At 71.6% G+C, this 13,600-nt stretch carries 11 protein-coding genes; 5 read left to right on the forward strand and 6 right to left on the reverse strand.

All coding sequences use genetic code 11. From position 1 onward, the window contains the following. Positions 1–28: 28 nt before the first annotated feature. The 4 genes from ftsE to pruA form a co-directional block, all read right to left on the reverse strand. Positions 29–709, reverse strand: a complete 681-nt coding sequence (ftsE, locus tag AMK25_RS00105; protein ID WP_013284225.1) for a cell division ATP-binding protein FtsE — start codon at positions 707–709, stop codon at positions 29–31. A 118-nt stretch (positions 710–827) separates the two neighbouring features. Next, positions 828–1,949 (reverse strand): peptide chain release factor 2, encoded by a 1,122-nt coding sequence (prfB, locus tag AMK25_RS00110; protein ID WP_073824629.1) that lies wholly within the window; start codon positions 1,947–1,949, stop codon positions 828–830. A gap of 35 nt (positions 1,950–1,984) precedes the next feature. Continuing rightward, positions 1,985–2,500: a PadR family transcriptional regulator gene (locus AMK25_RS00115; protein ID WP_073824633.1), complete on the reverse strand. Its 516-nt coding sequence runs from the start codon at positions 2,498–2,500 to the stop codon at positions 1,985–1,987. 134 nt (positions 2,501–2,634) lie between these two features. Then, complete coding sequence (gene pruA / locus AMK25_RS00120) at positions 2,635–4,263, reverse strand: L-glutamate gamma-semialdehyde dehydrogenase (protein WP_073824636.1); 1,629 nt, start codon at positions 4,261–4,263, stop codon at positions 2,635–2,637. 761 nt (positions 4,264–5,024) lie between these two features. Between pruA and AMK25_RS00125 the strand changes: the two genes are divergently transcribed. Beyond that, positions 5,025–6,188: a hypothetical protein gene (locus tag AMK25_RS00125; protein ID WP_073827005.1), complete on the forward strand. Its 1,164-nt coding sequence runs from the start codon at positions 5,025–5,027 to the stop codon at positions 6,186–6,188. A gap of 9 nt (positions 6,189–6,197) precedes the next feature. On the opposite strand, the gene AMK25_RS00130 is transcribed toward AMK25_RS00125, so the two are convergent. Further along, positions 6,198–6,707: a DUF6912 family protein gene (locus AMK25_RS00130; protein WP_073824639.1), complete on the reverse strand. Its 510-nt coding sequence runs from the start codon at positions 6,705–6,707 to the stop codon at positions 6,198–6,200. Between the two features lie 141 nt (positions 6,708–6,848). Between AMK25_RS00130 and AMK25_RS00135 the strand changes: the two genes are divergently transcribed. Continuing rightward, the gene (locus AMK25_RS00135) at positions 6,849–7,130 is read left to right on the forward strand and encodes a helix-turn-helix domain-containing protein (protein WP_443189893.1); all 282 of its coding nucleotides are present in this window, start codon (positions 6,849–6,851) and stop codon (positions 7,128–7,130) included. A 95-nt stretch (positions 7,131–7,225) separates the two neighbouring features. Beyond that, a complete protein-coding gene (locus tag AMK25_RS33150) occupies positions 7,226–8,047 on the forward strand; it encodes an Rv3235 family protein (protein WP_241826199.1) in 822 nt (273 codons plus the stop codon). Positions 8,048–8,267: 220 nt separating this feature from the next. On the opposite strand, the gene secA is transcribed toward AMK25_RS33150, so the two are convergent. Next, on the reverse strand, positions 8,268–11,165 hold the full coding sequence (gene secA, locus AMK25_RS00145) for a preprotein translocase subunit SecA (RefSeq protein WP_073824643.1): 2,898 nt from the start codon (positions 11,163–11,165) through the stop codon (positions 8,268–8,270). 169 nt (positions 11,166–11,334) lie between these two features. Here secA and AMK25_RS00150 point away from each other — a divergent pair, with 169 nt between their 5' ends. Both AMK25_RS00150 and AMK25_RS00155 read left to right on the forward strand, forming a co-directional pair. Next, positions 11,335–12,492, forward strand: a complete 1,158-nt coding sequence (locus tag AMK25_RS00150) for a GNAT family N-acetyltransferase (RefSeq protein WP_073824646.1) — start codon at positions 11,335–11,337, stop codon at positions 12,490–12,492. Then, entirely contained in the window at positions 12,489–13,595 is a 1,107-nt protein-coding gene (locus AMK25_RS00155; protein ID WP_073824650.1) for a GNAT family N-acetyltransferase, read from the forward strand. The genes AMK25_RS00150 and AMK25_RS00155 overlap by 4 nt, the downstream gene beginning before the upstream one ends. Positions 13,596–13,600 lie beyond the last annotated feature (5 nt).

A 13,600-nucleotide genomic window follows, 5' to 3' on the forward strand; every position in this document is an offset into this window, starting at 1 on the left:
CGTCAGGGTCTACGGAACGTCGTCCGGCTCAGCCGTAGACGCCGCGGGCCTGGTCGCGCACGATGCGGCCGCTCTCGATCTCGATCACCCGGCGCCGCATCTGGTTCACGATGTTGGAGTCGTGCGTGACCATCACGACGGTCGTGCCGGTGCGGTTGATCCGGTCCAGCAGGCGCATGATCTCGATCGAGGTGTCCGGGTCCAGGTTTCCGGTGGGCTCGTCGGCCAGCAGGATCAACGGCCGGTTGACGAACGCCCGGGCCACCGCCACACGCTGCTGCTCACCACCGGAGAGCTCGTGCGGGTAGCGGTGCTCCTTGCCACCGAGACCGACCAGCTCCAGCACCTCCGGCACGACGCGGCGGGCCACCGCCTTCGTCTTGCCGATCACCTCCAGCGCGAACGCCACGTTCTCGTACGCGGTGCGGTTCGGCAGCAGGCGGAAGTCCTGGAAGACGCAGCCGATGGAACGCCGGAAGTGTGGTCGCTTCCAGGAACGCATCGACGTGACGTCCTTGCCGTTGACGACGACCCGGCCCTTGTTGGGCGTGACCTCGTGCAGCAGCAACTTGATGATGGTGGACTTGCCGGAGCCGGATGGACCGATGAAGAAGACGAACTCGCCCTTCTCGATCGAGACGGACACGTTGTCGAGCGAAGGCCGGGACGCCTTCGGGTACGTCTTCGTCACTTGCTCAAGCTGAATCACGGGTCGGTAGTCTACGCGGTGTAACCGCAGAGCCAAGCCCCCAGGCCCGCCGAAGCGGTGCGCGTCATCGATTTACCCGGTCAGAACGAGATCGATGACGCGCTCAGTCCGACCGTGATCACGCACCGTCAGCGGTGAGCTGCTGCTGCTTCCGCCAGCGGATTCCCGCCTCGATGAAGCTGTCCAGGTCACCGTCGAAGACCGAGGACGGATTGCCCGTCTCCTGTTCGGTACGCAGATCCTTCACCATCTGATACGGGTGCAGGACGTACGAGCGCATCTGGTCGCCCCAGGAGCTGGTGCCGCCGGTCTTGAGGCCGGCGAGCTTCTCCTCCTCCTCCTGCCGCTTGCGCTCCAGCAGGCGGGCCTGGAGCACCCGCATCGCGGAGGCCTTGTTCTGCAGCTGGGACTTCTCGTTCTGGCAGGTGACCACGATGCCGGTGGGGATATGGGTCAGCCGCACCGCCGAGTCGGTGGTGTTGACGCTCTGCCCACCCGGCCCGGACGACCGGTAGACGTCCACCCGGACCTCGTTCTCCGGGATGTCGATGTGGTCGGTCTGCTCGGTGACCGGCAGCACCTCGACCCCGGCGAAGCTGGTCTGCCGGCGGCCCTGGTTGTCGAACGGGCTGATCCGCACCAGCCGGTGGGTGCCGGACTCCACGCTGAGCGTGCCGTAGGCGTACGGCACCTTCACCGTGAAGGTGGCCGACTTCAGGCCCGCCTCCTCGGCGTACGAGGTCTCGTAGACCTCGGTCGGGTAGCCGTGCCGCTCGGCCCAGCGCAGGTACATCCGCAGCAGCATCTCGGCGAAGTCCGCGGCGTCCACGCCGCCGGCTCCGGCCCGGATCGCCACCAGCGCCTCCCGGGAGTCGTACTCACCGGAGAGCAGCGTGCGGACCTCCATCTCCTGGATGGCCTTGGTCAGCCCGGCGATCTCCGACTCGACCTCGGTCAGCACGCCCGGGTCGTCCTCCGCCTGGGCCAGCTCCAGCAGCACCCCGGCGTCGTCGAGCCGGGAGCGCAGGTCGCCGAGCTTGGTGATCTCGCCGTTGACGTACGACAGCTGCGACGTGACCTGCTGCGCCTTGGCCTGGTCGTCCCAGAGGTCCGGCGCGGAGGCCTCCTGCTCCAGCCGTGCCTTCTGCTCGCGCAGCTTGTCGAGGTCGAGCACGGCCTCGATGTTGCGCAGCGTGGCGTCGAGTTCCTTGAGCTGTTCGGCGTAATCGGCAGCGGTCACGACAGACAAGACTACTGCCTGGTCGACGCGGGTGGTCAGCCGACGGGCGCGGTCTTGAGCCAGGACAGGGCCGCCTTGTGGTAGGCGACGGCGAACTCCAGCGCGCTGGCGTCGTAGCTGTCGCCTTCCTTCTTGGCGTTCTTGACCTGCTCCCGCACCGCCGCCAGGGCCTCGGTGTGGTACTCGTTCGCCGAGGCGTACAGGTTCTTGAGCTGGCTCGACGAGTGCAGGTCGCCGAACGCGATCCGTAGCGCTATCGGGTTACGGATGGTGTCCTTGCCGGGATTCTCCGCCAGCCAGCGGGAGAATGTCCGTTTACCGGCCGCTGTCAGCGCGTACGGCTGGCTCATGCGCGGCCCGGGCTTGCCGAGACGCACCAGACCCTTCTCGGCCAGGACCGGTAGCTCGCGGTAGACCTGACTGCGGGTCATCGACCAGTACGGCGCCAGCCGGCGCTCGGCCGCGGCCATCAACTGGCCGCCAGTCATCGGGCCGTCGTGCAGCAGGCCGAGCAAAGCTGCTGCCGTCGGGTTGACTCCGGAATCCGCCATGCCCTCTAAGCTGCCACTTTGTCGGCTCTGGCGTCCAGGATTTGCCTATTTCGGCACCCGATGACTGGTCCGATGTGCACTGTCGGATGAGGAAGAGGGCCCGCCCCGGCCGGGACGGGCCCTCTCGAAGCCACTCAGCCCATGTGCGGGTAGGCGTGATCGGTCGGCGGAACGAACGTCTCCTTGATCGTCCGGGGCGACATCCAGCGGACCAGGTTGTGCCAGGAGCCCGCCTTGTCGTTGGTACCGCTGGCCCGGGCGCCGCCGAACGGCTGCTGCCCGACCACCGCGCCGGTCGGCTTGTCGTTGATGTAGAAGTTGCCGGCCGCGTACCGCATCTTCTCCGCCACCTGGTCGACCACCCGGCGGTCGGTCGCGAAGATCGACCCGGTCAGCGCGTACGGCGCGATCGACTCGGCCTGGGCGACCACCTCGTCGAAGCGGGCGTCGTCGAAGACGTGCACACCGAGGATCGGGCCGAAGTACTCGGTGGTGAACGTCTCGTGCGCGGCGTCGGAGCACTCGAACAGCGTCGGCCGGACGAAGTAGCCGACCGAGTCGTCGGCGGTGCCGCCGGCCAGGATCCGGCAGGAGTCGTCGCCCTTGATCAGCTCCAGCGCGGCGGTGTGCCGGCCGAACGCCTTGTCGTCGATCACCGCGCCGCCGAAGTTGCTGAAGTCGGTGACGTCGCCGTAGGTCAGCGAGTCCGCGGTGGCGGCGAGCCGGTCGCGCAGCCCGCCCTCCCAGATCGACCGCGGGACGTACGCCCGGGAGGCGGCCGAGCACTTCTGCCCCTGGTACTCGTAGGCGCCCCGGATCAGCGCGGTGTGCAGCGCGTCCACGTCGGCGCTGGTGTGCGCGACCACGAAGTCCTTGCCGCCGGTCTCGCCGACCAGGCGGGGGTAACCGCGGTAGCGGGCGATGTTGTCGCCGACGGTCTTCCACAGGTGCTGGAACACCTTTGTCGAGCCGGTGAAGTGGATGCCGGCCAGGTCCGGGTCGGCGAGCACCACCTCGGAGACCTCCTCGCCGCGCCCGGTGACCATGTTGATCACGCCGGGCGGCAGGCCGGCGGCCTCGAACAGGCGCATGGTGAAGTGCGCCGCGAACTGCTGGGTCGGGGACGGCTTCCAGACCACTGTGTTGCCGAGCATGGCCGGCGCGGACGGCAGGTTGCCGGCGATCGCGGTGAAGTTGAACGGGGTGATCGCGTAGACGAAGCCCTCCAGCGGCCGATGGTCGAGACGGTTCCAGACCCCGGGCGAGGACAGCGGCTGCTCGGCCAGGAGCCGCCGGGCGAAGTGCACGTTGAACCGGAGGAAGTCGATCAGCTCGCACGCCGCGTCGATCTCGGCCTGGACGGCGGTCTTGGACTGGCCGAGCATGGTGGCCGCGTTGAGCGTGTCCCGCCAGGGGCCGGCGAGCAGGTCGGCTGCGCGCAGGAAGATCGCGGCCCGCTCCTCGAACGGCAGCGCCCGCCACATCGGAGCGGCGTCCTTGGCGGCCCGGACCGCGGCGCGGGCGTCGTCGTGGGTGGCGTGCCCGGTCACGCCGAGGACGTGCGCGTGCTTGTGCGGCTGCACCACGTCGATCGACGCGCCGCCGGCCATCCGCCGCTCACCGGCGATCGTCATCGGCAGCTCGATCCGCTCGGCGGCCAGCTCGGCCAGCCGCCGCTGGAGCCGCTCCCGGTCGGCGCTGCCGGGTTCATAGTTGTGAACCGGCTCGTTGATCGGCTCGGGTACGGAGAACACGGCGTCCATCACAGGCTCCTGGCGATCTCGACGGCGACGGCGAAACCGGACCCGCGGGCACCGGCCGGGCGGCCGGACGCCGGGGCGCCGCGGGGTGGGCGGCGGCGGGACCTGGCCCGATTCTGTCACGACAAGCCCTCGCCGGAAGCGCCTCCCTGGCACACCGGACGGCCAGCCCATCTCCGGACCGTAGGCCCCAGCCCGCCCCATTCCGACGAACCATCGGACAACAGCCCTCTTCTTCGAAGATTCGTCGGCCCCCCACGCACTAATTGATCCACTCCACCTCGGGGAGGTGGCGGTATCCGAGCATCCGGATGGCACCACCTCCCCGAGCTGCAGTCGCCACACGACCTCCCCCGAGGAGGACGGGCACGCCCCGACTCGCGGGTATCGGCCACTGATCCACTCCACCCCGGGGAAACGGCGGTATCCGAACCCTCCGGATGCCACCACATCGGCGAACTGCAGTCGATCAAGGCACAGACGGCACGTCGCAGGCCGCGAGCACCGTCCGACCCCACGACCCAGCCCTGCCTCAGGTTCCCGCGCACCCCGCCTCGCGGAAATCGGCCACTGATCCACTCCACCCCGGGGAAACGGCGGTTTCCGAACCCTCCGGATGCCACCACATCGGCGAAGCGCAGTCGATCAAGGGCACAGGCGGCACACGGCCCGCCCGAGGAACGGTGGTGCGCCGCGTACCCTGGATGACCGGTGACCTGCCCGGCCCGGCGCGGGGAGATCCGGCGACCGTCGAAGGGAAGACGATGAGCAACCAGCCCGGCAGCTCCACGGCCGCGCAGACGGATCAACCCGAGGCCGTCGGGCCGACCACGGGCGACGGGGCCGCCGTCGAGACCTCCGCCGTCAAGGCGTCCTCCGGAGAGGCACCGACAGGCGAGGCAGCGTCGGGCGAGGCACCGTCGGCCGTGGCAGCGCCGGGCGAGGCAGCGTCGGGCGAGGCTTCGACGGGCGAGGACGCGGCCGGACCCGCGCATGCGGACGAGGGCACCGTCACCGGCGGGCGGCCGGAGTTCGCCCCCGGCGCGCTCGTGCTCGCCCTGGTCTCGATCGGGTGGCTGGCCGCCATGCTCTGGTCGACCCGCGAGGCCATCCACTCGACCGCGGCCGGCGTCACCGCGATCAGCCTCTCCGCGTACGCGCTGCCCGGTGTCATCACCGCGGCGCTGGTCAGCGGTGCCACCGTCGCCCTGGCCGCGACCAACCGGCTGGGCCGGGCCACGCTGCGCTTTCTGGCCGCCGTCGGAACCGGCCTGGTGATCGGGCTCCTCGCCGCGGTGGCGATCAACCTGACGTACGCGGACAACGCCACCACGAACACGATCGCCGGAACCACGGCGGCAGCCGCGATCATCGGCGGCGCGATGGCGGGCGCGCGTCAGGCCCGGGTGGTGGGCGCGATCACCGCCGCGACGCTCACCGCGCAGATCTTCGTGGTGCTGTTCAGCCGCGTCCGCGACCCGCTGTCCGATCTGTTCGGCGCCGGGGAGACCCAGCAGTCGGTGCTCGACGCCGCGAAGTGGGTCTCGCGTACCGAATCGCTGCTCGCCGGCCTGCTCGCCGGCCTGGCGGCGTACCTCTATCTGACCTGGTCCCGCCGCCGGGCGGAGCGCCGGGACGGCGTGGCGTCGCCGCTGCGCTGGCCGGCGTACCTGGTGGCCGGCGCGGGTGCGGGCCTGCTCCTGCTGCTCACCGAGGTGATCATCCGGATCGGCGGCCGCGGGCTGCTCGACCTTGCCGCCGCGCTCAGCGAGGCCGACGAGGTGGCGCAGACCGCGCTCGGCACCTCGCGGGTGGACAACGGGATCTGGGTGCTCTTCGTGGGCGCGCTGACCACGCTCATCGTGTTCGGCCGCACGCTCGGCCCTCGCCCGGTCGAGGACGAGACGGACGAGCCGGCGGCGCCCTGAGCGGCTGACTCAGCCGGCCTCGCGCAGCAGCAGGTCCAGCTCGGTCACGTCGTACCACTCCAGCTCGTGGTCCTCGGCGCTGTCGACGGTGAACTGGGCGTCGGGGTCGCCGGCCTGGGCCTCGGCCACCACCTCGACGGCAGCTGCCACGTCCTCGACCGCCTCCGCGCCGTCCACGTGCAGCGCGGCGACCGACTTCACAGGTACGGGCCCGGCCGGCCGGACCACGCTCGACCCCAGCTCGCCGCCGACCCGTCCGACCGCCCGGGCAGGCAGGTCGGCCGACACGACAACCCGTCGCCGGGGCGCGGCGGAATCGCTCCGGAGCAGGAACAGCGCGTCCTGGGCGGCCCGGGTGAAGGCCACGTACTCGAGTTCCTCCTCGTCGCCCTCGGCGTACCACTCGCGCAGTTCCGGAGTGACCGCGTGCGCCGCCTCGACGGTCAGCCCCTCCTCGCGCAGCCGGGCGAGCATGGGTACGGTCGCCGGCAGGTACACCCGGACAAGCTCGTCGGTCACCGGTCACTCCCGCACTCAGGCCAACCGCCGGCGGACGCCGGCTCCGGGCGCCGATCATGCCGTACGCCAGGACCGTCATACACCCGGCACCCGCGCGGGTGAAGTCTCCCGCCGGTGTGTCAGGCGAACGGGCCTGGGGCGATGTCAGCCGGTGATGGCAAACTTAGGCAAACGAAGCCAACCCCGGGAGTCGCCGTGGAGTCGAGGTTCCTGCTGCTGTCCGACGTCGCCGCCGAGCTGAACGTCTCGGACTCGCAGGTCTACCACATGGTCCGCAGCGGCGAGCTGCCGGCGATCAAGATCGGCGGCCGGGGGCAGTGGCGGGTCGAGCGCTCCCGGCTGGAGGAATACATCGAGCGGAAGTACGCCGAGACGGCGGAGTGGGTACGCGGGAACCCACTCGGTGAGCGCGACGAGGAGTGACCACCCGAGGACCGTCGGCCATTGACGACGGTCAGGCCAGTCCGGGAAGATGAAGCACTGTCGGAGGCAAACGAAGGCAAACGCAAGGATCTGAGATGGTCGACACCCGCCGTCCCCGCGCACCCCGCCCGCCGGTCCGTCTCCGGCCCGCCCCGCCGCTCGATCCGCCGTGCACCGACGAGGACCCGGTCTGGAGTCCGCTCGGCCAGCTCGCGCTCGACCTCGCCGACCCGCGCCGCCGTGACCCCGCACGCGCGGCAGCACGCCCGGCCGGACGCGCCCCGGATCCGCCTCCGGCCTGGCCGCGCTGGTCCAGCTCACTCGACCGGCCGCCGACCCTCGCGCCGCCCCCGGATGGCCTTGCCGCTCCGCCACCCGCCGCCGACACGTCCGGGCCGGTGCGCACCACGCCCGGACCCACCGGCGCCACGCCCGGACCCAGTGGCACCACACCGGGACCTGGCGGCCCCACGCCTGGAGCCGGCGGCGCGATGCCCGGATCCGGCGGCACCGCGCCCGGATGCGGGAGTCCCACTTTCGACACCGGCACTCCCACCTCGGCGCTCGCTTCCGCCACGCCGGAAGGAGCGCGTGCGGCGCACCGGTTCGTCCGCACCTTCCTGGAGATCGTCAACGGCTTCCGGCCGCCCGGTCAGCTCCGGCCGCTCTGCCTGCCCGAGACCGTCGCGCTGGTGACGGCCGAGCTGACCCGCGCGGCACGCCGGGTGACTCCGGTCCGCCGCCGTACCGCCCGGCCAGCCCTGCTCCTGCGGCGGCTGCGGGTCTGCGAGCCCCGCGCGGGCGCGGTCGAGGCGACCGCCGTGTTCGTCGGCGCCGCAGGCACGAGCTGGGCCGTCGCCCTGCGCCTGGAACGCCGCCGCGGCACCTGGCTGTGCCTGGTCCTCGACGTCCTCTGACCCGCGATCCGCCCTCCCTGCCCGGGCACGCCACGCCACGGCCCTGCCTGCGCGATCTTGCACTTGCCGACCCCCGATACCGGCACGAATCGGTCACCACGGGGGCCGCAACTGCAAGATCGCGGGAGAGGGAGGGGAGGGGGAGTGTGCGGGAGGGACGGCGGGGACGGCGACGGGCCCCGGCCGGAAGGCCGGGGCCCGTCGGGGCGCTTGTTCGGGGTCAGTTGCCGCCGTTGGGCGAGCCGTGGCAGCGCTTGTACTTACGGCCCGAGCCGCACGGGCAGGGCGCGTTACGGGACGGGCCCTCGCCGCCGTCGACCTGGCCCGGGGCGGCCCGCCGGGCGGTGCTCGCCGCGACCGCCTGGCCGCTCGCCCCGGCCGGCGCCCGACGCGGCGTGGAGGCGGCAGGACGCTCCGACTGCTGGCCGATGCCGAGCGCCGGCGCCTGCTGCTCCGGCCGCTCGATCACCGGGACGCCGCGACCGGCCTCGCCATCCACCGCGGGGGCGGAGTACTGCAGGCCCTGCTGCTGCGGCGCGCGGTTGAGACCCTTGGCCCGGATCTCCACCGGCTTCTCCAGCAGCTCCACCTGCTCGGCCTCCGGCTCGGCCTCCTCGACCTGCACGTCCAGGTTGTAGAGGAAGCCGACCGTCTCCTCCTTGATGCCGTCCATCATGGAGGCGAACATGTCGAAGCCCTCGCGCTGGTACTCGATGACCGGGTCACGCTGGGCGTACGCCCGCAGGCTGATGCCCTCCTGGAGGTAGTCCATCTCGTAGAGGTGCTCGCGCCACTTACGGTCGATCACCTGGAGCAGGACCATCCGCTCGAGCTGGCGCACCGCCTCCTCGCCGAGGCTCTCCTCGCGCCGGTCGTACGCGGCGTGCGCGTCCTCCTTGAGGCGGGCGAGCAGGAAGTCCTGGTCGATGCCCGAGCGGGAGCCGACCTCCTCCTCCAGCTCCTCGACGGTGATGCCGACCGGGTACAGCTGCTTCAGGCTCGACCACAGCTGGTCGAGGTCCCAGTCCTCGGCGTAGCCGTCGCTCGTCGCGCCGACCACGTACGCGGTCACCACGTCGTCGATCATGTTGCGGACCTGGTCGGACAGGTCTTCGCCGTTGAGCACTCGGAGGCGCTCGGCGTAGATCACCTGGCGCTGCTTGTTCAGCACCTCGTCGTACTTGAGGACGTTCTTGCGGATCTCGGCGTTCTGGCCCTCGATCTGGGCCTGGGCGCTCCTGATCTGGCGGGTGACCATCTTCGACTCGATGGGCACGTCCTCCGGGATGTTGAAGCGGTCCATCACCGCCTCGACCGCGCCGGCCCGGAAGCGCTTCATCAGCTCGTCCTGCAGCGACAGGTAGAAGCGGGACTCGCCCGGGTCACCCTGCCGGCCGGCGCGACCGCGCAGCTGGTTGTCGATCCGGCGGGACTCGTGCCGCTCGGTGCCCAGCACGTACAGGCCGCCGACGGCGGCGACCTCCTCCGCCTCGGTGTCGCACGCCTGCTTCCAGGTCGGGAGGATCTCCTCCATCGCCTTGGCGTACTCCTCCGGCTGCTCGACCGGGTCGAGCCCGCGCTGGCGGAGCTCGTTCGCGGCGAGGAACTCGGGGTTGCCGCCGAGCAGGATGTCCGTACCGCGGCCGGCCATGTTGGTCGCGACGGTGACCGCGCCCCTGCGCCCGGCCTGCGCGACGATCTCCGCCTCCTTGGCGTGGAACTTCGCGTTCAGCACCGAGTGCGGGATGCCGCGGCGGCGCAGCATGTGCGACAGGATCTCGGAGTTCTCCACCGAGACGGTGCCGACCAGCACCGGCTGGCCCTGCTCGTGCCGCTCGGCGATGTCCTCGACGACGGCGTTGAACTTGGCCTTCTCGGTCTTGTAGATGACGTCGGGCCGGTCGAGCCGGACCATCGGCCGGTGCGTCGGGATGGTCACGACGCCGACCTTGTAGACCTTGTTGAACTCGCCCGCCTCGGTCTGGGCGGTACCGGTCATGCCGGAGAGCTTCTCGTAGAGGCGGAAGTAGTTCTGGAGGGTGATGGTGGCCAGGGTCTGGTTCTCCTGCTTGATCTCCACCCCCTCCTTGGCCTCGATCGCCTGGTGCATGCCCTCGTTGTAGCGGCGGCCGTGCAGGATGCGGCCGGTGAACTCGTCGACGATCAGGACCTCACCGTCGTTGACGATGTAGTCCTTGTCGCGCTTGTAGAGCTCCTTGGCCTTGATCGCGTTGTTCAGGTAGCCGACGAGCGGGGTGTTCACCGACTCGTAGAGGTTGTCGATGCCGAGGCGGTCCTCCACCTTGGCGACGCCGCGCTCGGTGATCGCGATGGTGCGCTTGGCGTAGTCGACCTCGTAGTCGCCCTCGCCGTCGGTGCCGGGCTGGAGCCGGGCCACCAACGTGGCGAACTCCTGGTACCACCGGGCGGAGTGCTCGGCCGGACCGGAGATGATCAGCGGGGTACGCGCCTCGTCGATCAGGATCGAGTCGACCTCGTCGACCACGGCGAAGAAGTGGCCGCGCTGAACCAGCTCGTCCTTCGACCAGGCCATGTTGTCGCGCAGGTAGTCGAAGCCGAACTCGTTGTTCGTGCCGTAGGTGATGTCGCACTCGTAGGCCGCGCGGTGCTCGGTGGCGGGCCGGTTGGGCAGCACCACGCCGACGCGCAGGCCGAGGAACTCGTGCACCCGGCCCATCCAGGCGGCGTCGCGCTCGGCCAGGTAGTCGTTCACCGTGATCACGTGCACGCCCTTGCCGGCGAGCGCGTTCAGGTAGACGGGCATGACCGAGGTGAGCGTCTTGCCCTCACCGGTCTTCATCTCGGCGATGTTGCCGAAGTGCAGCGCCGCGCCACCCATCACCTGGACGTCGTAGGGGCGCTGGCCGAGCACCCGCGAGGCGGCCTCACGGCACACCGCGAACGCCTCGGGCAGCAGGTCGTCGAGGGTCTCGCCATCCTCGAGCCGCTCCTTGAACTGGTCGGTCATGTCGCGCAGCTCGTCGTCGCTGAGGTTGACGTAGTCGTCCTCGATCGAGTTGACGGCGGCAGCGATGGCCTTCAGCCGACGCACCATGCGGCCCTCGCCGGCGCGAAGGAACTTTTCCAGAATCGACACGGATCAACGCTCCCCTAGACGGTCTCGAACCATCGTAGGCGCTCGGAGGCGACGATGGTCACTGGTGGCGGCGGTCCGGGCTCCGGAACCCGACATAACGCCGCGACCGTGCGCCACCGGCCGCTAATCGGGTTACGCCGTGCGCGAACGATCCGGCACGATGGCTCGAATGGAGCCTGTGGAGATCATCGAGGACGGCCTGTTGCTGCGCCCCTGGCGCGCGGAGGACGCGGACGCGGTGCACCGTGCCTGCCAGGATCCGGACATCCAGCGCTGGACCACCGTACCTCGCCCGTACCTGCCCGGGCACGCCGCCGAGTTCGTGACCACGTTCAGCGCGACCGCCTGGGCCGAGGGCACCGGCGCCCCGTTCGCGGTCTGCGACGCCACCACCGGTGAGCTGCTCGCCTCGTGCGGCCTGGTCTCCGTGGACCGCGAGCTGGACTCGGCCGAGGTCGGCTACTGGACCACGCCGTGGGCCCGGGGCGGCGGCGTCGCGGTCCGCGCGACTCGCGCGCTCGCCCGCTGGGCGTTCGACGCGCTCAAGCTGCGTCGGCTCACCTGGCAGGCCGAGATCGGCAACCACGCCTCCCGGCTCGTCGCGCTGCGCGCCGGTTTCCGGATCGAGGGCGAGTTGCGGCTGGCCCACCCCGCCGAGGGCGGCCGTCCGGAGGGCTGGATCGGCTCCCTGTTCCCCGGCGAGGTCGCCGCTCCCGGCGACCCGGTCCCCTACGGTCCGGACACGCTCCAGGCCCGCCGCGCGGCGGTCTTCGGCCGGCCGCAGCCGGTCCTGTTCGCCACCGCCGGGGGCACCGAGCTGCGGCTGCGCGCGTTGGAGGAGCGCGACCTGCCCGAGGTGACCCGCACCTGCCAGGACGAGCAGACGGTGCGCTGGACCACCGTGCCGCACCCGTACCGGCCGGAGCACGCCGAGGGCTTCCTGCGCGACCTGGTCCGCCCGGCCTGGGCCCGGGGCACCGCCGCGACGTTCGCCGTGGCCGACCCGGACGACAGCTACGTCGCCTCGATCGACCTGCGCATCCTGCCCAACGACCCGCTGGTGGCCGACGTGGGCTACATGACCGCGCCGCACGCCCGCGGCCGGGGTTACCTGCCGGCCGCGCTCACCGCGCTCTGCGCCTGGGGTTTCACCACGCTCGGCCTGGCCCGGATCGAGTGGCGGGCCAACGTGGGCAACACCGCGTCGCGGCGGGCCGCCGAGAAGGCCGGCTTCACCGTCGAGGGCACGCTGCGCGGCGGCGTCCAGCACCGCGGCGAGCGCCAGGACGCGTGGATCGGCGCGCTGCTGCCGGAGGACCTGGTGTGAGCCCGGAGACGATCGAGGGGTACGGCGTCCGGCTGCGGCCGTGCCACCTTGCGGACGTGCCGGACATGGTGGCCGGGTGCGCCGACCCGGAGACCCGCCGGTTCATGCCCCTGCTGCCCGACCCGTACGACGCCGACGCGGCCCGCTGGTGGATCACCGAGGGCTCGCCGGCCGCGTGGGCGGCGGGCGGGGCCGCGTACACGATCGCCGACCCGGCCACCGACCGGCTGCTCGGCAGCATCGGTCTGAGCCGGCTCAGCGCGGAGCGGGCGAGCTACGAGATCGGCTACTGGGTGGGTCCTGCGGCGCGCGGCCGGGGCGTGGCCACAGCCGCCACCCGGCTGCTGACCGAACGGGCGTTCGCCGCCGGGGCGGCCCGGCTGGAGCTGCTCACCCGCACGGAGAACGTGCCGAGCCAGCGGATCGCGCTCGCCTGCGGCTACCGGCACGAGGGGGTACGCCGGGCGGCGGGCGCGAGCGCCGGCGGCGTACGCGAGGATCTGATCGCCTGGGTGCGGCTTGCCGACGACCCGCCCGGGCCGGTCCCCCGTCTGCTGCCGGACCTGCCCGGCGGCCGGCTCACCGACGGCGTGGTGACGCTGCGCCCGGTGGAGCCGGCGGACACCGACGCGATGTACCGCCTGCACTCGCTGCCGGAGGTGGTGGCGAACCGGGTGCCGCCGGTGACGCCGCAGCGGGCGGCGCTGGCGCGGCGCTGCCGGCTGGCGGCGAGCCGCTGGCTCGCCGGCGAGGCCGCCGACCTGGCGATCCTCGACGCGGCCACCGGCACTGTCGTCGGCGGATGCGCGCTGTTCTACGACGAGCCGGGCACCGGACAGGCCATGCTCGGCTACAGCCTGCTGCCCGAGGCGCGCGGGCGCGGGCTGGCCGCCCGTACGGTCCGGCTGGTCGCCGGGTGGGCGTTCGGCATCGGGGTGGCCCGGCTCTGGGCCGGCACCCGGCCGGACAACGTCGCCTCGCAACGCGTGCTGGAGCGGGCCGGTTTCCGGCGGGAAGGGCTGCTGCGCGGGCGGCTGCCCGGCCCGGACGGCGCCCGGGTCGACTCGGTGGTCTACGGCCGGCTCGCCACCGACGAGAACTGAGGACG

This window comes from Micromonospora sp. TSRI0369, from assembly GCF_001905625.1.
In the GTDB taxonomy this organism is placed as follows: Bacteria; Actinomycetota; Actinomycetes; order Mycobacteriales; family Micromonosporaceae; genus Micromonospora; species Micromonospora echinospora_A.